This is a genomic window from Streptomyces sp. NBC_01497 (assembly GCF_036250695.1).
In the GTDB taxonomy this organism is placed as follows: domain Bacteria; phylum Actinomycetota; class Actinomycetes; order Streptomycetales; family Streptomycetaceae; genus Streptomyces.
Genome location: NZ_CP109427.1, coordinates 7,980,809 through 8,002,045, shown reverse-complemented (window position 1 = coordinate 8,002,045; position 21,237 = coordinate 7,980,809). Strand labels below are relative to the sequence as shown.

Sequence of the window (21,237 nt, the reverse complement as noted above, 5' to 3'; positions counted from 1 at the left end):
GAGGGACCCCTCGTGACACGGCCTCCCGCGCGGCGCGCGGGGGGCCGTGTCCCGTTGTCGCCCGCCGACCGCTCCGCCGCGGCACCCCGGGGTCGCACACGGCTCAGGCGTAGCGGTAGATCCCCGCGTGGCCGAGCAGGGCACTCGGCTTCACGTTCCAGGGCGGCATCGGCTCGTCCAGGCTGAGCACCCGTCCGGCCTGCCGGTCGCCCGTTACCAGCTTCTTCGCCGGCTGGTAACCCGCCTTCGGGTGGCGCTGTTGCCAGCGGTCCCACAGCAGGTCGATGAAGGCGTGGTGGAGCCAGAAGACCGGGTCGTTCGGGGACGCGGCCCCCAGCATCTCGCCGCCGACCCAGCGGTGCACGCGGTTGTGGTTGCGCCAGGGCTGGTCCGCACCCGGTCCCACCCAGCCCTCCAGGCCGTTGCGGAACCCGCGCGACGGGGTCGAGTCCCAGGGCGACACGTCGTAGACGCTCTCCGACAGGGCCCGCTCCAGTTCCTGCCCGGTGGGCAGGGCGATGGGGTCGCGGCCGGGACGCCCGAGGTCCCGCGTCAGGAACGCGTCGTCGGTCACGTTGCCCTCGATCCGCCAGTTGCCCGTCGTGTACGCGAACGGGCCGGTCATCACCTGCTGGTCCTCCTGACGGCCCGTGCCGCCGAGGAAGTCCTCGCCCCACAGGGCGGCGGCCGGGGTGTTGTCCGTACTCCAGTCCCAGTACGGGACGGTGACCTTGGGGTCGACCGACCGCAGCGCCTGCTCGAACTCCAGCAGGAAGCGGCGGTGCCAGGGAAAGAAAGTGGGGGCCATGTGGCCGGAACGCAGGCCGCTCTCCCCGTCCGGCGTGTAGAACTCGACATGCGTACGGACGAATCCGTCGTAGTCGCCGCGCCGTTTCAGTTCGAGTACCGCCTCGACGAAGCTCCTCTTCTCCGCCGCGCCGAGATCGCGCTGGTTCTTCCTGGTGTACATGCGGTGGCTGTCCTCCCGGAGACGTCAGGCGTGGTGGATCATCGGGTCGTCCAGGGCGAGCCGGGCCCCGCGCAGGTCGTCCACGGCGGCGCGGGCCGCGGCGACCAGCGTGGGGAACGACTCGTAGTGGTTGACCGCGCTCAGGTAGCTGCCGTCGGCGCGTCGCATCACGGGCAGCGGTCTGCCGTCGATCAGGACGTCGTCCGACGCGGCGGCGGGGTACACGCCCGGAGCCGGCACGGCGGCCTCGACGGCATCCTGCCCGGCGCTGTGCCGCACCCTGATGTGACGCCCCCGGTATGTCTCCTCCGTAACGGGCCCGGTGGACGGCCCGTATGGATCGGCTCCCGCGCCGGGCGCCGCCGCGGCAGCGGAATCCGGCACGGCCGCCCCGCCGAGGGCCGCTCCGTCGGCCCGTACGAGCGGGCTGAGAGCGGCGGCCGTACCGCCGAGCACACCGAGGCCGAACAAGGTGCGCACAAGGGTGCGCCTGGGGCTTCCACCGTGCGTCGCCGCGCCCGCCATGAAGTTCTCCGCTCGCCGGTTCGTCCGGGACACCGAGGCGGTGTCCCGCATCCCCCAACGAGAGGACGGCACAACAGTTCTGCGGCGGCGGTCGGATTTTCGGACTCGGCGGCGGTGCCCGGCGCCACCGGCGAGGCCCGGGCACCGGATCGCGGGACGAACGGGCGAGAGGCCGGGGCTTGCCCGGCGCCGTCAGGCTCGGCGGCGCGGCTGCAGGGTCGAGGCGCGCACCACGAGTTCGGGCTCCAGCACGATCCGGCGGTGCCGGTGACCGGCCGCCTGCTCCCCCGTCTCCTCGATGAGCAGGCCGGCCGCCAGTTCCCCCATCCGGCGCGCGGGCTGGCGCACCGAGGTGAGGGGCACCGCCGCGGCGGCCGCGAACTCCATGTCGTCGTACCCGACGAGGGCGACGTCCTCCGGAACACGGACCCCCGCCTCGTACAGCGCCTGCAGCACCCCGAGGGCCAGGAGGTCGTTGGCGCAGAACACCCCGGTCGGCAGCGGCTGGGTGCCGAGCAGCCGGGCGCCCGCGTCACGCCCGGAGGCCACGTCGAGGCGCGCGGCTCCGATGTGCCGCATCGTGCCGGGCGGCAGGCCCGCCGCAGCGAGCGCGGCGAGGCCCCCCTCATACCGCTCCTGGCACTGGGTCAGGTGCATCGGGCCGCTGATGTACGCGAGTGAGCGGTGCCCGCCCAGCAGCAGGTGGTGCACGGCGAGCGAGCCGCCCGTCACGTCGTCCACGGACACGGAGCAGCCGTCCTCGCTCGGCACGACGCGGTCGACGGAGACGAACGGTATGCCGTGGTGGCGGAGGATGCCGAGGGTGTGCCCCGTCCGGTCGGCCGGCGTGACGAGGACCCCACGGACCCGCTGCTCGGAGAAGATCGTCAGGTAGGCGGCCTCCTCGTCGGTGCTCTCCGCGCTGTCGCACACCATCACGCCGAGCCCGGCGTCACGCGCGGAGCGCTCCGCGCCGGAGGCCAGCGCGACGAAGAACGGGTTGGCCAGGTCGAGCACGAGCAGGCCCAGCATGCGGCTGCTGCCGGCGCGCAGTTGCCGGGCCGACTCGCTGCGGACATAGCCGAGGCGGGCGATGGCCCCGAGGACCCGGCGGCGGGTGCCGTCCGTGACGGTGTCGGGGCGGTTGATGACGTTGGACACGGTGCCGACGGACACTCCGGCCGCGTCGGCGACGTCCTTGATCCCCGCCGGCCGGGCCCGGTCCATCAGACGGTGACCTCGACGAGGTCGAGCCCCGTCAGGCCGGCCAGCGCGCGCAGGTCGGGCAGCAGCCGCCCGGTGGCGAGGGCCCAGTGGTGGCCGACGCCGCTCGCGCTCCAGGCGTCCGTCCACTCCCCCGGGTCGCAGCCGAAGTCGACGCGCGAGGTGGTGTTGCCGATCTCCAGCAGCGGCCCGCCGACGACCTCACCCTCGGCGGCGACCAGCCGGTAGGCACCGTCCCTGCTCTGGCCGAGGCCCACGAGCGTGACGGGCCCGTGCCGTACATCGAACTCCACGGACACGCCCCAGCCGCGCTTGCCGTGGTACACGCCGAGTCCCCGCAGCAGCGGTTTGTGCTCACTGATGGCGAGGTGGCCGGGGCCGTCGTGGCCCATCTCGACGACGCCCGCGTCGAAGTCGAGCGCCTGCAGTTCGGTGAAGGAGCCGCCGGCGCCGAACCGGTCGGCGATGAGCATCGCCAGCGAGGTCCGCAGCTCGTACTCGCCGCAGGCAGGCACACCGCGCGCGGTGAGCAGCGAGGCGCCGAGGATCATGCCGGCGCCCAGGCGTTCGTGCGTCTCACCGTCGAGGCCGCGGTGGTAGTAGGCGAGGGAGTCCAGATCGAACTCGGCGACGAGGGAGTCGAGCCCGACGGAGACCCGGGCGGCCCAGCGCAGGTCGTCCTCCACCACGGAGTCCGCGATGTCGAAGACCGTGCGGGTCTCGGCGAGCTTGGCGTCGACCTCGTCGTCGGAGACCTTCTCGGCCCGGACCCTGAGGTCGTCGAACTCCAGGACCTCCATGTGGCCGCCGAGGTTGCCGGTGACCATGGTGAGGTCCGTGGACACGTCGTACATGCCGGGGTAGAGGTGCCCCATGAGGCCGTGCCTGCCGTTTTTGAGGACGGAGCGGACCCCGGCGGCCGTGATCCAGCGCCCGATGCGTGCCCAGGCCCGTTCGTCCTCCAGATGGCCGGAGACGGAGCGGAAGGGGACCCCGACGCGTTCGAAGCCGTTGGCCATCTCGGGCAGCGGGCAGGCACCGCAGTAGGCGAGCCACTGGCCGGTGTCGAAGCTCGCGTGGTCCATCGACGGTGACGGCTGCAGGTTGATCAGCAGGACGGGGGCGCCACTGCGCTGGGCGACGGGCACCAGCATGCTCGCGGTCATGTAGGTCGTCAGGAATCCCACGATGAGGTCGCAGTCGGCGACGCGGAGCTTCTCGGCCGCCGCCGCGCCCTCCTGGGCGTCGGAGATGAAGCCGACGTCGATCACCTCGGCGTCGAAGGCCCCCATGCGTTCCGTGACGCGCGCGGCGGACTTCCGCAGCTGCGGGAGGAGGTCGGGGAACTGCGGCCAGTAGGCGCCGAGGCCTCCGGCGACGAGCCCGATGCGGGGCTTGCGGGCGACGGCGGGGGTACGGGGGATCATGGCGCTCCATCAGGTTCGGGCGGGCGGGATGACGGCGTGTCGCACGCAGGTCGCGTGCGACACGCCCGTCGTTCGTCAGGCGAGGTGGAAGATCTCGGTGAGCGGGACCATCGCCTCGTCGGGCGCGGGCCCCGCGCCGTCGTCCCGCCCGCCGGGCGGTTCGAAGAAAGGGGCCATGTCGGCCTGCCAGCGGGCGTTGACTTCGGTGCGGCCCATGGCCTCACGGGCCGCCTCGAAGTCCTCGGTCTCCAGATACCCGACGAGCGTGCCGTCCTCGCGCAGGAAGAGCGAGTAATTCTGCCAGCCGGAGTCGCTCAGGGCCCGGAGCATGCCGGGCCAGACCTCGGCGTGGCGCGCACGGTACTCGGCTGCCCGCTCCGCCCGGACCTTCAGCAGGAAACACACACGCTGCACGGTGGGGTCGTCCTCCCGGTCAGAAGTGGAACTGGTCGATGTTCGCCTTGTCGAAGACGGTGGGCGCGCCGAGGATGACCTCGCCGTCCTTGCCGACGGTGAACTTGCCGAGCTTGCCCGCCGTGAAGGTGTCGCCCTGCGCGCCGGTGATCTGGCCTGACGCCAGGGCCGCGGCCGCGTAGGAGCCGAGGTAGCCGAGGTTGTTCGGGTTCCACAGCGAGAACTGGGCGACCGTGCCGTCCTTGACGTACTTGCGCATCTGGTCGGGCGTGCCGAGGCCGTTGAGGACGACCTTGTCCTTGTACGAGGAGTCGTCCAGGTAGCGGGCCGCGGCGGCGATGCCGACGGTGGTGGGCGAGATGATGCCCTTGAGGTCGGGGTATGCCTGCAGGAGGCCCTGGGTCTGCTGGAAGGACTTCTGGTCGTCGTCGTCCCCGTAGGCGACCTTGACCAGCTGCATGTTCTTGTACTTGGGGTCCTTCAGCTCCTCCTTCATGTACTCGATCCAGGTGTTCTGGTTGGTGGCGTTCTGGGTCGCGGAGAGGATCGCGATCTTGCCCTTGTAGCCGACCTGCTCCCCGATGTGCTGGATGAGGCTGCGTCCGATGGACTCCGAGCTGGCCTGGTTGATGAAGACCTGCCGGCAGTCCTTGGCGGTGTCGGAGTCGTACGAGACGACCTTGATGCCTTGCTTCATGGCCTGCTTCAGCGGGCCGCACACCGCGTTCGGGTCGTTGGCGGCGATGAGGATCGCGTTCTGCCGCTGCTGGATCAGGGTGTTGATGTACGAGACCTGGGAGGAGGCGCTCGCGTCGGACGGGCCGACCTCCTTGGCGGTGCCCTGGAAGCTCTTGGCGGCCGCGATGCCGGCGTCGTCGACGATCTTCTCGTAGGGGTTGTTGATCTGCTTCGGCAGGAACGCCATCGTGAGGTTCTTCTTCAGCGGGGCATTCGGGTCCGCCTTGGCGGAACTGGCGGCGGGGCCACCCGCCGAGTCGTCCTTGGAGTCGTTCTTGGTGGTGCCTGAGCACGCGGCGAGCGAGACGGCCAGGGCGCAGACGGCGGCGGCCGTGGCGGCGGCGCGCCCGCGGGAGGCGGTACGGATCGTCATGGGTCGTGGCCTTTCACGAGGTTCGCTGGAGGGTGTGTGCGGGGGCGCGGGTCCGGCCGTGACGGCACGGACGTGGGGGCGGCGGGATGCCGGGTGACACAGGGTTCGGGTGGTGCGTCCTGCGCGACGCACGGGCTCGGGTGGTGCGCCGGGCGCGACGCGCGGATCAGGTGACGGCGCCGCCCGCGGGCCCTGCCGCCATGGCCGCTCGCCGTTGCCGCCGTTCGGTGATGACTCCGATGACGCGAGGGGTGAGGACGGAGGCGACGAGGAGCAGGCCCGTGACGACGGTCTGGACCTCGTTGGGCACGTCGTTGAGGGTCAGGAGATTGCGCAGCACACCGACCAGGAGGATGCCCGCGACGGCGCCCACCAGGGTGCCCTTGCCGCCGTCGAAGTCGATTCCGCCGAGCAGGATCGCGCTGATGGCGAGCAGTTCGTAGCCGGTGCCGTTGTCGGCCCTGGCACTGCCGTAGCGCAGGGTGAAGATGATGCCCGCGAAGGCGGAGAACAGGCCGGTGAGCACGAACAGCAGCAGCTTGTAGCGCTTGACCCGGATGCCCGCGAAGAACGCCGCGTCCTCCTGCGAGCCGATCGCGAACAGGGACCGGCCGAACGACGTCGAGTGCAGGACGAAGGCCGTGACGATCGCGAGGACGATGAACAGGACGATCGGGTACGTCAGGAACGTACCCGGGACGGTCGTCGTGTTGGCCGTCCAGTTGGCGTACCGCTCCGGGAAGTCGGTGACGGCGTCGCTGCCGAGGACCACGGACGCGAGGCCCCGGTAGAGGGCGAGCGTGCCGATGGTGACGGCGAGGGAGGGCAGCCCGACCCGGGTGACGAGCCATCCGTTGAGGAGCCCGCCGAGGACACCGATGACGAGGACCACGGGCACGATGGTCTCGAAGGCCCAGCCCGCGTTCCACAGCGAGCCGGCCAGCGCACTGCTGAAGCCGAGCATGGAACCGACCGAGAGGTCGATCTCACCGGCGACGACCAGGAGCGTCATCGGCAGTGCGATCAGGGCGACCTCGGAGATGTCGTTGAAGGCGAAGGCGAGGTTGCCGCTGCCGGTGAAGCCGTCCGTGGTGCCGAGGCCGACGAGGAAGACGGCGATCAGCAGGATGACGACGGCCGTGTCCCAGCGCAGTGCGACGGACCGCATCCGGAGCCCCGCCGTCAGCGGCGGCTCCGCCTTCGCTCCCGCGCCGGGCGCGGGACTCCGGGTGTCAGGCGCCATTGCCATGGCGGGCGCTCCTCTTCCTCAGTGCGGCTGTCATCCGCAGGTTGACGACGCGGTCGACACTGATCGCCGCGAGCAGGAGCGCGCCGGTGATGGCGCCCTGCCAGAACGAGTTCACCTTCAGCACGACCAGGGCGCTGCCGATGGTGGTCACCAGCAGGGCGCCGAGGGCGGCGCCCCAGGCGGTTCCGGTGCCGCCGGTGATGGCGACGCCGCCGACGACGACGGCACTGACGACCGTCAGCTCGTAGCCGTGCGCGTTGTCCGCGACGACGGTGCCGAAGCGGGCGAGCCAGAGCGCCCCGGCGAACCCGGCCACCGCCCCGGAGAACAGGTAGGCGCCCAGCACGCGACGGCGCATGGGGATGCCGGCGAGTCGCGCGGCCTCGGGGTTGGACCCGATCGCGTACATCTCGCGGCCCGCGCGGTAACTGCGCAGGAAGTACGTGGTGACGGCGAGCAGGGCCACCGCGATCAGCGGCAGGTACGGCACGCCGAGCACGCTCCCGCTGCCCAGGTGGAGGATCGCGTCGGGCACCTGCGCGGCGTTGATCTGGTCGCCGTGCGCCCACCAGTAGTCGAGGCCCTGGATGATGTACAGCATGCCGAGGGTCACCACGAGCGCGGGGACCCGGCCGAAGCTGACGAGGGCTCCGCTGACGAGGCCGCAGACGAGCCCGATGAGCACGCCGAGAACCAGCGTGATCAGGACGCCGTGGTGCGTGTCGGCGACGAACTTGCCGCAGGCGAACGCCGACAGGCCGGTCACGGAGCCGACGGACAGGTCGATGTTGCGGGTGACGACGACCACCGACTGCCCGATCGCGAGCAGCACCAGGATGGACGCGTTGAGCAGAAGGTCCTTGATCCCCTGGCTGTCCAGGAAGCGGGGGTTGGCGATCCAGGTGCCCAGGATCAGCAGGGCGAGGGCGCCCGCGATGCTGATCTCACGGGCCCGGAAGACGGTGTCCACGAGGGAGCGGGCGGACCCGGTCCCGCCCGCGGCCGTGGTCGGCTTGTCGGTCAGGGTGGTCATGCCGCCGCCCTCTCTCGTCCGGTCGCCGCCGCCATCACGGTCTCCTCGGTGGCCTCGGAACGGGGTATCTCGGCCGCGATGCGGCCCTCGTGCATGACCAGCACCCGGTCGGCCATGCCGAGCACCTCGGGCAGGTCGGAGGAGATCATCAGCACGGCGAGCCCGTCGGCGGCGAGTGAGGACAGCAGGCGGTGCACCTCGGCCTTCGTCCCGACGTCGATGCCGCGGGTCGGTTCGTCCACGATCAGGACAGCGGGCCGGGTGGCCAGCCACTTGGCCAGGACGACCTTCTGCTGGTTGCCGCCGGACAGTACCGCCACGGGGTCCGCCAGCCGGTTGTACTTGAGCTGGAGCCGGACGGCCCAGTCTGCGGCCCGGCCGTGTTCGAGGGCGCGCCGCACCACGCCGGCCGGGCCGAGGGCGCCGAGGCCGGTGAGGCCGATGTTGCGCTCGATGGACATGTCCATCACCAGACCGCGCTGCCTGCGGTCCTCGGGCACGAGCGCGAGCCCGGCCGCCATGGCGGACGTCGGTGAGCCCTTCGGCAGGATCCGGCCGGCCACCTCGACCTCGCCCGCGTCGGCGCGGTCCACACCGAAGACGGCCTGCGCGACCTCACTGCGGCCTGCGCCCACGAGTCCGGCGAGCGCGACGATCTCGCCGCGCCTGACCTCGAACGAGACGTCGTGGAAGACCCCTTCCCGGGTCAGCCGGCGCACCGACAGGGCCCTCTCGCCGAGCTTCGCGGGCTGCTTGGGGTAGAGCTCGCCGAGGTCGCGGCCGACCATGCGGCGCACCAGGTCGTCCTCGGTGAGACCGTCGAGCGGCTCAGAGCTGATCAGCCGTCCGTCGCGCAGCGTGGTGACCCGCGAGCACAGCTGGAAGATCTCCTCCAGCCGGTGCGAGATGAACAGGACGGCCGCCCCCTCCGCCTCCAGGGCCCGCACGACGGCGAACAGGCGCGCGGTCTCGCTGCCGGTCAGGGCGGCGGTCGGCTCGTCCATGACGAGGACGCGCGCGTCGAACGAGAGCGCCTTGGCGATCTCCACGATCTGCTGGTCCGCGATGGACAGGCCGCGGGCGGGCCGGTCGGGGTCGAGCGCCACCCCGAGCCGCTTCAGCAGGGCCTCGGTGGTGGCGCGGACGGCGGCGTGGTCGATCCGGCCGAGCCCCCGGCGCGGCTGACGGCCCATGAAGATGTTCTCGGCGACGGACAGATCGGGGAAGAGCGTCGGCTCCTGGTAGATGACGGCGATCCCGGCGTCGCGCGCGTCGGCGGGTCCGCCGAAGGTGACGGGCGCCCCGTCGAGCAGCACCTGCCCGCCGTCCGGCCGGTGCACCCCGGCGAGCGTCTTGATCAGCGTGGACTTGCCCGCGCCGTTCTCCCCGGCGAGTGCGTGCACCTCGCCGGGGAACAGCTGGAGGGACACGTCCTCCAGGGCCCGTACCGCGCCGAAGGACTTGCTCACGTCCCTCAGTGCCAGAACGGGGGCTCCACCCGTGTCGGGCTGGTTCATCGAAAGCTCCTCGGCGTGGCCGACTCCCGGCCGTGAAAGGTTTCAAACAAGATGCCAGGGAAGCTAGACGCCGTGGCCCGACGGCGTCAACGGGTATGCCCGACATTTTCCGGCGCACCCAGGACACGGGGTCCCGAACGCGAGGTTCCGACGCGAACTGCCAGGTGCGACGGGAGTCTTGACTGGCCGGAGGCCGTCCTCTACGTTGAACGCCCAATGAAACGATTCAGCCTCTCGATCGACTCAGGCTGCATTGCCGGCACGGCCCGCGCGGCGGGTCCCCACCATGGGAGCTCCGAGAGATGACAGGTCAGTCCGCTGTGTCCGCGGCGAAGGCCGCGCTCAAGTCGCAGGCCATCGAGTTGCCGTCCTGGGCGTTCGGCAATTCAGGTACGCGCTTCAAGGTCTTCACGCAGCCCGGTGTGCCCAGGTCCCCCGAGGAGAAACTGGCGGACGCGGCTCAGGTGCACGCGCACACAGGGGTCGCACCGACCGTGGCGCTGCACATCCCCTGGGACCGCGTCGACGACTACGCCACGCTCGGCGCGTACGCCGGGGACCTGGGACTGAAGCTCGGGGCCGTCAACACCAACGTCTTCCAGGACGACGACTACAAGCTCGGCTCGGTCACCAACCCGGACGAGGCGGTACGCCGCAAGGCGCTCGCCCATCTGCTGGAATGCGTCGACATCATGGACGCGACCGGCTCGCGCGATCTGAAGCTCTGGTTCTCCGACGGCACCAACTACCCCGGGCAGGACGACATCTCGGCCCGCCAGGGCCGTCTCGCGGAAGCCCTGTCCGCGGTGTACGAGCGGCTCGGCGACAACCAGCGGATGCTGCTGGAGTACAAGCTGTTCGAGCCGGCCTTCTACGCGACGGACGTACCGGACTGGGGCACGGCCTACGCACACTGCCTGCGGCTCGGCCCCAAGGCGCAGGTCGTCGTCGACACCGGACACCACGCTCCGGGCACGAACATCGAGTTCATCGTGGCGATGCTGCTGCGGGAGGGCAAGCTCGGCGGCTTCGACTTCAACTCGCGGTTCTACGCCGACGACGACCTGATGGTCGGCGCCGCGGACCCCTTCCAGCTCTTCCGCATCATGTACGAGGTGGTCCACGGCGGCGGCCTCACCGCGGGCATCGCGTTCATGCTCGACCAGTGCCACAACATCGAGGAGAAGATCCCCGCGATCATCCGGTCGGTGATGAACGTGCAGGAAGCCACGGCCAAGGCGCTGCTGGTCGACGCGGACGCGCTCGCGGCGGCCCAGCGCGCGGGCGACGTGCTGGAGGCGAACGCGGTGCTGATGGACGCGTACAACACGGACGTGCGTCCGCTGGTGGCCGAGGTCCGCGACGAACTCGGCGCCGACGCGGACCCGGTCGGCGCCTACCGTGCGTCCGGTTACGCGCAGAAAATCGTGGCCGACCGGGTCGGCGGAACGCAGGCGGGCTGGGGCGCCTGACCCGCCCGCGTCCTCCGCGGCCGCCCACCGCGGACGTCCGGCCGCCCGGCCCGCGCATATGATGGTGGGCCCGGGTCCGGACCCCGGTCCGCGGGGGGCGCGGGGGTGCCGGAGCGAGGCGACCTAGGGCGGGCGAAGTGACGCAGACGGTGGGCATCAAGGACGTGGCCCGGCTCGCCGGTGTCTCCGTCGGCACCGTGTCCAACGTACTGAACCGCCCCGACAAGGTCGCGGAGAGCACGCGGGTGCGGGTGCGGGCAGTGATCGACGAGCTGGGCTTCGTGCGCAGCGAGACCGCGCGGCAGCTGCGTGTAGGCACCAGCAGGATCCTCGCGATACTCGTTCTGGACATGGCGAACCCGTTCTTCGTCGCCATGGCCAAGGGCGCCGAGCGCACGGCCCGCGAGGCCGGACTCGGCGTGATGCTCTGCAACAGCGCGGGCAGCGCCGCGGAGGAGGCGGAGTACCTGTCCCTCTTCGCCGAGCAAAGGGTCCGGGGCGTGCTGGTCACGCCCGCGGACCCGACGGGACGCAACGTGCGGGACTTCGCCCGCCGAGGAATTCCGTTCGTCCACGTGGACCGGGCGGTACCGCAGAGCGCGGGCTGCTCGGTCTCGGTGGACGACGTGGTCGGCGGCACCCTCGCGGTCCGTCACCTGCTCGCGGCCGGGCACCGCTCGGTCACCTACATCAGCGGCCCGATGCAACTCGCGCAGTGCCGGGACCGGCGTACCGGCGCGCTGCTCGCCCTGCACGAGGCGGGCCTGCCGGACGAGGCCCTGCGCCAGGTCGAGGCCCGCCGCCTGGACGTGGCCTCCGGCATCGACGCGGGCGCCCGGCTCCTGGGCCTGCCGGAGCGCCCGACCGCTGTGTTCTGCGCCAACGACCTGCTGGCGCTCGGCGTCCTCCAGGCGATGTACGGCGCGGGCGTCGACGTACCGGGCGACGTGTCGATCGTGGGCTACGACGACATCGAGTTCGCGGCCGCGGCCGTCGTACCGCTGACCTCCGTGCGGCAGCCCGCCGAGCAGATGGGGCGCACGGCCGCCGGGATGCTGATGGACGAGACGGGCGAGGACGCCGAGCAGCACACGCACCGCGCGGTGGTGCTGCAGCCCGAGTTGGTGGTCCGCAGCTCCACCCGCCACCTGCGCTGAGCCGGAGGCCCTCGACTCACCCGTGACGCACGGCGTGCGGCCGGACCGGGGCGGGGCGGGCCGAGCCAGGCCGGGGAGGCCGCAGCGGGGGCCCGGGTCGCGGAGGCCGCAGCGCGGGTCGGGGTCGCGGATCGCGTCGGGGTCTTGGATCGGGGACGCGCGTCAGAGGCCCCGGCCGGGGCCCGCTCAGGGGCTCGGGCTGGGCCACGGATCAAGCGCTGTGCTCGGGCAGGGATCAAGATCTCGGGGCCGGGGCACGGGGCTCGGGCCGGGAGCCGGAACAGGAGTTCGGGCCGGGGACTCGGGCCAGGACTCCGATCAGGGAACGATGGAGTCGATGTAACCGCCGTCGACGCGCACCGCGGCGCCCGTCGTCGCGGACGCGAGCGGCGAACTGAGGTAGACCACCATGTTCGCGATCTCCTCGGGTTCGATCAGCCGCTGGAGCAACGACTGCGGGCGGTGCTCCCGCATGAAGACCCGCTGCGCCTGGTCCCACGGCAGTTCGTCGCCGACCATCTGGCGGACGAACCCCTCGACGCCACCGGTGTGGGTCGGCCCGGCCAGCACGGAGTTGACCGTGACACCCGTACCGGCCGCGGTCTTCGCGAACCCCCGCGCGACGGCGAGGAGCGAGGTCTTGGAGACGCCGTAGTGGATCATCTCGGCGGGGATGACGATCGCGGAGTCGCTGGCGATGTACTGCACCCGGCCGAATCCCCGCGCGCTCATGCCCGGCAGGTAGGCCCGGGTGAGCCGGACGCCTGAGAGGACATTGGTCTCGAAGTAGCGGCGCCACTCGTCGTCGGTGATCTCCAGGGCGGGTTCCGCACCGAAGACGCCGAGGTTGTTGATCAGGATGTCGGTGCGTGGCAGGGCGTCGATCACCGCGCGCGCCCCCTCCTCGGTGGCCACGTCGCCGGCCAGACCGATGAAGTCGGCCCCCGGCGCCCCGTCGCGCAGCTCGTCCAGCGCCTTGTCGACGGACTCGTGCGAACGGCCGTTGACGGCGACCCGGGCGCCCGCCCTGGCCAGTCCCGTCGCGATGGCCGCGCCGATCCCCCGGGTGGAGCCGGTCACGAGGGCAGTCTTTCCCGCGAGGTCGATGCGCAAAGGTCCGGGTCCTTCCGTCTGAGGTCGAGGGGCTTCCGCACGGCCGTCATGGTCCGCTCGTGCACGGCCGTCGCGGTCGGGGCCATTGTGGGCCCTCCCGCAGCCGGTCCCGGCCCCCGCGTCCCGCCGGGTGTGTCGCCGCCCGGCATCGCCGGGGTGCGGCCGGCGCTGTTTCCCGTACCCGTCAGACCGTCGCGCACCCCGGCGACGCCGCGCCGGTCCCCTGGATGTCGTCGAGATGGTCCTCGACCCAGCCCCGTACGGCACCGAGCGGCACAGCGACGCTCCTGCCGAGCTCCGTGAGGGCGTACTCCACATGGAGCGGCACCGCGGGGTAGACCGTACGGTCAAGGAAGCCGAAGTCCTGCAGTCGCCGCAGTGTGCTCGTCAGCACCTTGGGGCTGACGCCTTGGAGCCTCTTCTGCAGCGCGCCGAAGCGCTGCGGACCGTCCTCCAGCGCGCCTATCGCGAGTGCCGCCCACTTGTTGGCGATCAGGGTCAGCACTTCGCGGCACGGACAGAGTTCCGCGTACACGTCGTGATCCGCGTGGCGTCCTGTCGTACAGGCCATGGCCATGGTGCCGTCCCTTCGTGCTGCGGGAACGCGACGACTCCCGCCCGCCTCAACCTGCTCGTATGCACACCGACGTACGTGCTTCCTTTTAGATAGTAGCTACCCTTGCGGGATACCGGTACCCCGGAGATAGCGTGATGGTTGTCCGCAGGCGGCCGGAACGAGTCCGGCCGATCCGTTCGCGCACCCGGGAGAGTCTTGATGAGCAGCGAAGAAACCATGCGTGCGATCACGCAGGACAGCCTCGGCGGCCCCGAGGTCCTTGTCCCCGCCCGTCTCACGGTGCCGGAGCCGCTGCCGACCGAGGTGCAGGTCCAGGTCCATGCAGCCGGAGTGAATCCGGTGGACTGGAAGACACGCACGGGCGGCGGCATGGCCGGTGTGCTCGGCGACCCTCCGTTCGTCGTCGGCTGGGACGTCTCGGGCATCGTGACGAAGGTGGGCTTCGGCGTCACCACCCTGAAGGCCGGTGACGAGGTCTACGGCATGCCGTGGTTCCCCCGCCAGGCAGGCGCGTACGCCGAGTACGTGACGGCGCCGTCCCGGCAGTTCGCCCGCAAGCCCACGACGATCGACCACGACCACGCGGCGGCCGTGCCCCTCGCCGCACTCACCGCCTGGCAGACACTCGTGGACACCGCGCACGTCGAGAAGGGCACACGCGTCCTCATCCACGCCGCCGCCGGGGGCGTCGGGCACTTCGCCGTGCAGATCGCGAAGCATCTGGGTGCCCACGTCATCGGCACGGCCCGCGCCGACAAGCACGCGTGGCTGCGCACCCTCGGTGCGGACGAGGTGATCGACTACACCTCGGTGCGCTTCGAGGAGGCCGTCCAGGACATCGACGTCGTCGTCGACCTCGTCGGGGACGAGGTCGACTCCACGAGTACCCGTTCGCTCGACACGCTGCGCAGCGGCGGTCTTGTGGTCGCCGTGCCGTCCGGCGTGTCGCCCGATCTCGTCGACAAGGCGAAGGAGCGCGGCCTGCGGGCGAGCGCCTTCCTCGTGGAGCCCGACGGCCCGGCACTCACCCGGATCGCGGACCTGATCGACCAGGGCGCCATCCACGTCGAGGTGGCGAGCATCCTGCCGCTCGAAGAGGCCGCCGAGGCCCACCGCCTCGGTGAGACCAGCCGGACCCGGGGCAAGATCGTGCTGCACGTCGCCCCCTGAGGTCCGCCTCACCGTCCGGCCCCTGCCTCGCTGTCCGCCTCCGGCGGGGGGACGTCCTCCCGGACCGCATCGCCACTCCGCCGGCCACGCAGGCGGCCCAGCAGCCCCGCCCGTGCGTGGCCTCCCGGCCTTGGCGGTTCGTCCCCCGGGATGGCGTACCCCGCGGAACCACGGCCGCTCGCGGAGGCCGCGACGACGCGGCCAGGCCGTGCGGGCTCCGCCCGGCGCGCCACGGACCCCGCGAGCACAGCGGCGCCGATCCCACCCGCGACCGGCACTCCGACCGCGAGCGGGGCGGTAGCCGCGGTGATTCGCGCCGGGGCGTCACCGGGCCCGCTCCGGAGGAGCATCTGTCGTGGCGCCCACGCACGGGGCGGCACGCGCGCAGGCAGCCCCGGGGCCCCTGCGTCGCCCGGGTCAGGGGCCGGGGCCGCGGTGTCCGGCGCCTTCGGCACCGCCGCCCCCGGCCCGCTCCGGGAGGCGCAGAGCGTCAGAAGCGCTTCGACGTGCGCCGTGTACCAGGCGATCTCGTGGGCGTCCTGCGCCGTGACCACCTCGCGCAGGACCTCCGCCGCCCGCTCCGTCGGCGGCCGGACGGCGCCCAGGCGCGGCCGTACGCTCGCGACGCGCGCCCGCTCGGACGCGTCGGGGACCAGGCGCTCCAGCTCCTCGGGGGCCAGCCCCGCCGAGGCCGCGGCGACGTGCTCCCAGGGCCCCTGTGCCTGACGCAGGAGCGCGCTCACCCGCCGGGCCCGCCAGTTCCGCCCCCGGCGGTCCCCGTCGTCCGCGAGGGCCCGCAACGGCGCCGGCAGGCGCCCCCGCAGCAGCAGGGGCTCGGCGGCGGCGAACACCGTCAGCTCCTCCACGAGGTAGAGCCACACGACCGCCCGGTAGCGGTTCAGATAGAACCGCGCGGGCGTGAGCAGTCCGGCCCGCGCCAGCCGCGTGAAGCGGCCGGGACTGATGCCCATCAGCTCGGCGCCCCGTGCCGCGCCCACCGTACGCACCCGCTCGCGCAGCCGCTCCGGGAAGCCTTCCGCCGATCGCAGCCGATCGATCTCGCTTCGCGCGACCCGCCTGCGGCCGAGCGGCCCCCGTGTTGTCACCCCGACGTGCCCGAGCTCCACCGCGAGCTCGAACTCACCCCTCATCAGGACCAGTTCACGAGCGGCACGGTCCGCGCCCACCAGTTCGTCATCCCTCGTGCCACCATCTCGCACGCGCACACTCTCCGCCATACCGGCACTCCCCCGTGATGAGCGGCCACCGACGGCCGCGACTACTCTCGGTGATGACCGTAGCGCGAGGGAAAGACACTCCGCGACCCCTGTGGACAGAGCCTGTGGACAACTCCCACGACCCGGAAGACACGCAGCTCACCATGGAGGTTCGCGTCCGTCCCGGAGGTCGCCGCAGCCGGATCAGAGGCCGTCGATGAAGGTGTCCCGCTTGCGGGCGGAGATCCCGAGGTGCTCCCCCACCCGGTTCACCAACAGGGTCATCTCGTAAGCGATCTGCCCGACATCCGCCTCGGCCGTGCTGAGTACGCACAGGCAACTGCCGTCCCCGGCGGCGGTGACGAACAGCAGCGCCTCGTCGAACTCGACCATGGTCTGCCGTGCCTGCCCCGCGTTGAAATGGCGCCCCGAGCCGCGCGCCAGGCTCTGCAGCCCCGAGGCGACGGCGGCGAGGTGCTCCGCGTCCTCCCTCGGGAGTCCCGAACTCGCCCCCGTCACCAGGCCGTCGTTCGACAGCACCAGCGTGTGCCGTATGTGGTCGACCCGCTCCGTCAGATCGTCGAGCAGCCAGTCGAGCCCTTTGTCCGCCGCCATTCCCCGCCCCTTCGCATCGAGCCGTTCGATTCCGCCCGCCCGCCGTGCCCGTAAGCCTCGCGCACCGTCCACCCGTGAGCAAGGAGTGCCCCGTTTCCGGGGAGTCGCGTCAACAGCGTGCGGCGTCAAGACCGATGATGTCGGCCATGGGCAAACGAATGAACGAGGACGAGTGGCGGTCCTTTCTCTCGGAGGGCGCGCGCACCGGAAAGCTGTCGACAGTCGGCGCCGACGGGGGCCCGCACGTCGCCCCTGTCTGGTTCCTGGTGGAGGGTGGTGACCTGGTGTTCAACACCGGCAAGGAGACCGTGAAGGGCCGCAACCTGCTGCGCGAGGGCCGTGCCGCGCTGTGTGTGGACGACGAACGTGAACCGTTCGCCTTCGTCGTGGTGCGCGGGCCGGTGACGATCAGCGAGGAGCCCCGGGAGCTGCGCGACGTCGCGACCCGCGTCGCCGCCCGCTACATGGGCGCGGAGCGTGCGCGACTGTTCGGCGAGCGCAACGGCGTGCCGGGGGAACTCGTCGTGCGGCTGCGCATGGACAAGGTCACAGCGCTCTCGTCCGTCTCGGACTGAGCCGATCCGGGCCCTGATCCCCCGGGCCGCCTGTCGGCCGCACCCCGCCGCCCGGCGGGCTCCAGGGCCCGGCCCACGGAACCGAGGTACGGAACGGGGCGCACGCAACCGGACGTACGAGTCCGGCATCCGGCGTCCGGGGTCGGGCCCACGAGGCCCGGTGCAGGTCCGCCGGTCCGGCACGCGGCGTGGGGCATCCGGGTTCCGGGCCGTGGTTCACGTGCCGCGCGACCGGCGGTGGTCCCGACCGGTCGCGCGGCAGGGCACGGCCGCGCGAAAGAGCCGGCCTCAGGCCTGGCGCCCCGACAGCCCCTCGACCGGGCCGGAGAGCGCCGTCTTGAAGTTGCGGCTGATGTCGTCCACCAGAACCTCGCTCTCGCCCTTCTCCAGCGCGTCGACCACCGCGACGGCCACCTCGGTCGGGGCGGTCTTGGGCACGTCGAGGTCCTTGATCATGTCGGTGTCCGCGTAGCCGAGGTGAACACCCAGCACCTGGGTTCCGGCCGGGGCCAGTTCGATACGCAGCGAGTTCGTCAGCGACCACAGCGCCGCCTTCGACGCTCCGTAGGCCCCGAATCCCGCGATCCAGGACAGGACGGAGTGCATGTCGACCAGGGCGCCGCCGCCGTTGCCCGCGACCACCGGCGCGAAGGCCCGGGCCACCCGCAGTGCGCCGAAGACGTTGATCTCGAAGACGGCCCGCACCTCGCTCTCGTCGGCATCGGTGAGCGAAGTGCCACCCGTCACCCCCGCGTTGTTGAAGACGATCGAGACATCGCCCGCGGCCTTCACCAGGTCGGCCACCGAAGCGGGGTCCGACACCTCCAGCGGCAGGGGCACGATTCTGGGGTCGCTCTCCTCGATCGGCTTACGCGACGTCACGTAGACCTTCGCCGCGCCGCGCTCCAGCAGTTCACGTGTGAACGCCTTTCCGAGCCCCCGCTGTCCTCCTGTGACCAGTGCCACAGCGCCGTTGATCGTGGTCATATCGCTCTCCTCCAACACGCGCCTCGCACCTCGACAGAGGCGTAAGGCTTTTGGCTAGGTCGCTACATCGAGAGAATGTTGGGGCTTCACATCGACATAGTCAAGTAAGGTTGGGGTATGTCATGGATGGCGACGGGGCGCTACAGGCTCCGACAGGCACCAGGTGGCCTCGCGCTCGTACAGGACCTGGTCAACACCAAGGGGATCCAGGCGTACCGACCGGATCTGCTGGCCACCCCGGAGAGCGCCTCCGCGTGGCTGGCCGACGCCGTACAGGCCTGGGCCGGGGAGCGCGACACCAACGCGCCAGAGGATGTGTCACACATCACAGCTGACGATCTGCCACGGCTGCGCGAACTGCGGGCCGCCGTCGACGCCCTGCTGCCCGCCGGCACCGGTGCGCGACAGCCGGTGGAGGACATCCCCTCCACGCGTATCCGGCTGACCCCCGGGCCCGAGGGCCGCGTGGCCGTCGTCCCCGTGGGCAGCGGCGCCGCCTGGGCCGCGTCGGCGGTCTGGTCGGAGATCCTGCTGGCGCAGTTGGACGGCGCGTGGTCCCGGCTCAAACTGTGCCGGAACGAGGACTGCGCGTCGGCGTTCTACGACACGTCCCGCAACAACAGCGGCGTCTGGCACGACGTACGCACCTGCGGGAACGCCGCGAACCTGCGCGCCTCCCGGGCCCGCAGGCGCCGGCGCGAAGCATCGGCGACCGGGGACATCTGACGACGAGGCGGGGGATCATGGAGCGATGAGCCACGATCTCGCCCACGTGAGGGGACTTCTTCGGCGCCAGGGCGGCCGGCTGGGAGACCCGGTTCCCCGATGACGGACCGGCCTACGCCGCGGCCGTGCGGGCCCTCAGCCTGCGCCAGGGGGAGCGCGTGCTCGACGCCGGATGCGGTACGGGCCGGGCCCTGCCCTCGCTGCGCGCGTCCGTCGGCCCGAGCGGTGCCGTAGTGGGTGCGGACGTCACCCCTCAGATGCTGGACGAGGCCGCACGTCTCGGGCGCCACCAGGACGGTGCGCTGCTCCTCGCCGACGTGGCGGCTCTCCCGATCCGTACCGGAGCCCTCGACGCGGTCTTCGCCGCCGGGCTCATCGCGCATCTGCCCGACCCGGTCGGAAATGTGCGGGAGCTCGCCCGCGTGGTGCGGCCGGGCGGACGGCTCGCCCTCTTCCACCCGGTCGGGCGGGCGGCGCTGGCCGCCCGGCAGGGGCGGCGGATCACCGAGGACGACCTGCGCGCCGAGCCCCGCCTGCGCCCGCTGCTCGCGGATTCCGGTTGGCGCCTGCAAACGTACGCGGACGAGGATCGCAGGTTCCTCGCGCTCGCCGTCCGCACGGACAACGCGGCCTCCGGCGCCGCGCTACCGGTCTCGCATGACGGACGGACCGGGGACGAATCGGGGCAAGGGTAGCTCCGCAGGTGGACGGGGGTGCGCACAGGTCTCGACGTCCGGGTTACCGACTGGTTAGGGTCTCCGGCAGCCGACAGGACAGGAGTTGCTGGTGAGCACCACGAAGGAGGCGTCCGAAGAGGACGCCCTGTACGTACTGACGGCGGCATTGTTGACGCCGGCCCAGTTCCCTTCGGCGCTCGGCGACGACTTCACCTTGGCGTGCGCGACGCTCGGTCTGACGCCGGACGAGCGGGGGTACGGGCTGGTGCTGGGCCAGGACGGCGTCGGCGCGCGCTGGACCGTGGTGGTGGACGACGTCTCGCTGGTCGCCGTCGCGATCGCGGCATGGGACTGCGGTATGGAGCACGAGCTCTCCCCTCCGGAGCAGACGGTGATCGCCGCCCTGCCCGGCTGGCCCCTCGCGCTGACCGTCACGGCACCGGGCCTGCCCGCCCCGCACGACCCCGTCGGTGGTGACGATCCGCTGACCCCGCCTGACACCACCGTCTGGGGTTCCGCACAGCGACGTCTCGGTGCGGACGAGATCGCCGCCCAGTGGTTCACGTGGCGCGAGGCGTTCGACACGCCGGTGGCGGCGGACGGGCCTGACCCTCGACCTCGGGCCGAGGCGGAGGCCGGAGAAACCCGGCCTGAGCCTGAAGTAGAGGTGGAGGGTGCGGGCGGGAGCGCGACCGGAAGCCCGTCAGGCGAGGCCGGGGCGCCGGGTCCGGCGCCCGCCGGTCACGACGTCGCGCCGGCTGGCGCGATCGGCGCGGGAGCGGCCCGCGCGGACACGAACGACGCAGGCACCGACGTCCGGGACCCGACCGAGGCCCACTCCCACGCCGGGGCAGCCCCCGCCGAAGCCGTGGCCGGGACGGGCAGCCAGACCGGGGGCCAACGGCCTGGCGCACCGGTGGCACACACCACCGACGCCGGCGCGCTGCCCGGACTCTCCCACCCCGGAGTGCACCACGTCCTTCGCGCCCTGCACGGCTATGTGGAGCAGGCTCCTCCCCCCGGCCGCATCCGCTCCAGCTTCGCGCCGGAGGGGGCCCGCACGCTCCGGGCCGACGGACCGGGCTGGTCGTTCGTGGCGCGGACCGACGACATGGCCTTCGTCCTCCTCGACGACGAGCCGGGCAAGGTGCTGCCCGTGGGGCGCGGCGCGGAACTTCCCGCACTGCTCACCGCGCTCGACGCCATCGCCGTACGCCCCGTATGACGCATGGCACCGCCCGCGCGGAGCGGGCGGTGCCATGACCGAGGTCAGGTCCTGATGACGGTCAGCGGCCGATTTCCTTCTTGCCGAGCCTCCGAAGCCGCTTGCGCTGGGACGAGTCCAGCGCCAGGTACGCGACGGCGGGCACGCCGACCATCACGATCACCGCGATCCAGAAGCTGGTCAGGATCCACAGAACGAGGCCGACGGCCACTCCTCCGACAGCGATCTTTGCCCTTGTCGACATCTACGACGCCTC

21 protein-coding genes and 1 pseudogene are annotated in these 21,237 nt (G+C 71.8%); 7 read left to right on the top strand and 15 right to left on the bottom strand.

The window, feature by feature from the left end; genetic code table 11:
• Nucleotides 1-103 precede the first annotated feature (103 nt).
• From OG310_RS33805 to OG310_RS33765, 9 genes are all read right to left on the bottom strand, one after another.
• Entirely contained in the window at nt 104-970 is an 867-nt protein-coding gene (locus OG310_RS33805) for a tyrosinase family protein (RefSeq protein ID WP_329459656.1), read from the bottom strand.
• Between the two features lie 24 nt (nt 971-994).
• Nucleotides 995-1,546, bottom strand: coding sequence for a tyrosinase family oxidase copper chaperone (locus OG310_RS33800; protein ID WP_443078796.1), 552 nt, complete (start codon nt 1,544-1,546; stop codon nt 995-997).
• Nucleotides 1,547-1,687: 141 nt separating this feature from the next.
• Nucleotides 1,688-2,722, bottom strand: a complete 1,035-nt coding sequence (locus OG310_RS33795) for a LacI family DNA-binding transcriptional regulator (protein ID WP_329459655.1) — start codon at nt 2,720-2,722, stop codon at nt 1,688-1,690.
• Nucleotides 2,722-4,146, bottom strand: coding sequence for an L-fucose/L-arabinose isomerase family protein (locus tag OG310_RS33790; protein WP_329459654.1), 1,425 nt, complete (start codon nt 4,144-4,146; stop codon nt 2,722-2,724). The genes OG310_RS33795 and OG310_RS33790 overlap by 1 nt, the downstream gene beginning before the upstream one ends.
• A 75-nt stretch (nt 4,147-4,221) precedes the next feature.
• Nucleotides 4,222-4,560, bottom strand: coding sequence for an L-rhamnose mutarotase (locus OG310_RS33785; RefSeq protein WP_329459653.1), 339 nt, complete (start codon nt 4,558-4,560; stop codon nt 4,222-4,224).
• A gap of 19 nt (nt 4,561-4,579) precedes the next feature.
• The gene (gene rhaS / locus OG310_RS33780; RefSeq protein WP_329459652.1) at nt 4,580-5,671 is read right to left on the bottom strand and encodes a rhamnose ABC transporter substrate-binding protein; all 1,092 of its coding nucleotides are present in this window, start codon (nt 5,669-5,671) and stop codon (nt 4,580-4,582) included.
• Between the two features lie 166 nt (nt 5,672-5,837).
• Nucleotides 5,838-6,920 carry an ABC transporter permease gene (locus OG310_RS33775; RefSeq protein ID WP_329459651.1) on the bottom strand — a complete coding sequence of 361 codons (1,083 nt, stop codon included), beginning with the start codon at nt 6,918-6,920 and terminating at the stop codon, nt 5,838-5,840.
• Nucleotides 6,904-7,953 carry an ABC transporter permease gene (locus OG310_RS33770; protein WP_329459650.1) on the bottom strand — a complete coding sequence of 350 codons (1,050 nt, stop codon included), beginning with the start codon at nt 7,951-7,953 and terminating at the stop codon, nt 6,904-6,906. Before OG310_RS33770 ends, OG310_RS33775 begins: the two co-directional genes overlap by 17 nt.
• Nucleotides 7,950-9,470, bottom strand: coding sequence for a sugar ABC transporter ATP-binding protein (locus tag OG310_RS33765; RefSeq protein WP_329459649.1), 1,521 nt, complete (start codon nt 9,468-9,470; stop codon nt 7,950-7,952). The genes OG310_RS33770 and OG310_RS33765 overlap by 4 nt, the downstream gene beginning before the upstream one ends.
• A gap of 302 nt (nt 9,471-9,772) precedes the next feature.
• Between OG310_RS33765 and rhaI the strand changes: the two genes are divergently transcribed.
• Together rhaI and OG310_RS33755 are read left to right on the top strand one after the other, a co-directional pair.
• Nucleotides 9,773-10,942, top strand: a complete 1,170-nt coding sequence (gene rhaI / locus OG310_RS33760) for an L-rhamnose isomerase (RefSeq protein WP_329459648.1) — start codon at nt 9,773-9,775, stop codon at nt 10,940-10,942.
• A gap of 137 nt (nt 10,943-11,079) precedes the next feature.
• Nucleotides 11,080-12,099, top strand: a complete 1,020-nt coding sequence (locus OG310_RS33755; protein WP_329459647.1) for a LacI family DNA-binding transcriptional regulator — start codon at nt 11,080-11,082, stop codon at nt 12,097-12,099.
• A 318-nt stretch (nt 12,100-12,417) separates the two neighbouring features.
• Here OG310_RS33755 and OG310_RS33750 read toward each other — a convergent pair whose 3' ends face one another.
• Both OG310_RS33750 and OG310_RS33745 read right to left on the bottom strand, forming a co-directional pair.
• Nucleotides 12,418-13,212: an SDR family NAD(P)-dependent oxidoreductase gene (locus tag OG310_RS33750; RefSeq protein WP_329459646.1), complete on the bottom strand. Its 795-nt coding sequence runs from the start codon at nt 13,210-13,212 to the stop codon at nt 12,418-12,420.
• Nucleotides 13,213-13,396: 184 nt separating this feature from the next.
• Complete coding sequence (locus OG310_RS33745) at nt 13,397-13,783, bottom strand: winged helix-turn-helix transcriptional regulator (protein WP_329459645.1); 387 nt, start codon at nt 13,781-13,783, stop codon at nt 13,397-13,399.
• Nucleotides 13,784-13,987: 204 nt separating this feature from the next.
• On the opposite strand from OG310_RS33745, the gene OG310_RS33740 reads away from it, so the two are divergent.
• Entirely contained in the window at nt 13,988-14,959 is a 972-nt protein-coding gene (locus OG310_RS33740; protein WP_329459644.1) for an NADP-dependent oxidoreductase, read from the top strand.
• A gap of 8 nt (nt 14,960-14,967) precedes the next feature.
• On the opposite strand, the gene OG310_RS33735 is transcribed toward OG310_RS33740, so the two are convergent.
• Together OG310_RS33735 and OG310_RS33730 are read right to left on the bottom strand one after the other, a co-directional pair.
• Complete coding sequence (locus OG310_RS33735; RefSeq protein ID WP_329459643.1) at nt 14,968-16,197, bottom strand: DUF6397 family protein; 1,230 nt, start codon at nt 16,195-16,197, stop codon at nt 14,968-14,970.
• A 183-nt stretch (nt 16,198-16,380) separates the two neighbouring features.
• Nucleotides 16,381-16,791: a roadblock/LC7 domain-containing protein gene (locus tag OG310_RS33730; RefSeq protein WP_329459642.1), complete on the bottom strand. Its 411-nt coding sequence runs from the start codon at nt 16,789-16,791 to the stop codon at nt 16,381-16,383.
• A 146-nt stretch (nt 16,792-16,937) separates the two neighbouring features.
• On the opposite strand from OG310_RS33730, the gene OG310_RS33725 reads away from it, so the two are divergent.
• A complete protein-coding gene (locus OG310_RS33725; protein ID WP_329459641.1) occupies nt 16,938-17,366 on the top strand; it encodes a PPOX class F420-dependent oxidoreductase in 429 nt (142 codons plus the stop codon).
• A gap of 288 nt (nt 17,367-17,654) precedes the next feature.
• Here OG310_RS33725 and OG310_RS33720 read toward each other — a convergent pair whose 3' ends face one another.
• The gene (locus OG310_RS33720) at nt 17,655-18,353 is read right to left on the bottom strand and encodes an SDR family oxidoreductase (RefSeq protein ID WP_329459640.1); all 699 of its coding nucleotides are present in this window, start codon (nt 18,351-18,353) and stop codon (nt 17,655-17,657) included.
• Between the two features lie 117 nt (nt 18,354-18,470).
• Here OG310_RS33720 and OG310_RS33715 point away from each other — a divergent pair, with 117 nt between their 5' ends.
• From OG310_RS33715 to OG310_RS33705, 3 genes and pseudogenes are all read left to right on the top strand, one after another.
• Nucleotides 18,471-19,079 carry a CGNR zinc finger domain-containing protein gene (locus tag OG310_RS33715; protein ID WP_329459639.1) on the top strand — a complete coding sequence of 203 codons (609 nt, stop codon included), beginning with the start codon at nt 18,471-18,473 and terminating at the stop codon, nt 19,077-19,079.
• A 25-nt stretch (nt 19,080-19,104) separates the two neighbouring features.
• Nucleotides 19,105-19,696: pseudogene (locus OG310_RS33710) on the top strand (class I SAM-dependent methyltransferase); the annotation flags it as partial.
• A 166-nt stretch (nt 19,697-19,862) separates the two neighbouring features.
• Entirely contained in the window at nt 19,863-20,981 is a 1,119-nt protein-coding gene (locus tag OG310_RS33705; RefSeq protein ID WP_329460505.1) for a hypothetical protein, read from the top strand.
• Between the two features lie 61 nt (nt 20,982-21,042).
• Here the strand turns inward: OG310_RS33705 and OG310_RS33700 are convergent, their stop codons facing one another.
• Complete coding sequence (locus OG310_RS33700) at nt 21,043-21,225, bottom strand: hypothetical protein (protein ID WP_329459638.1); 183 nt, start codon at nt 21,223-21,225, stop codon at nt 21,043-21,045.
• Nucleotides 21,226-21,237: the final 12 nt, after the last annotated feature.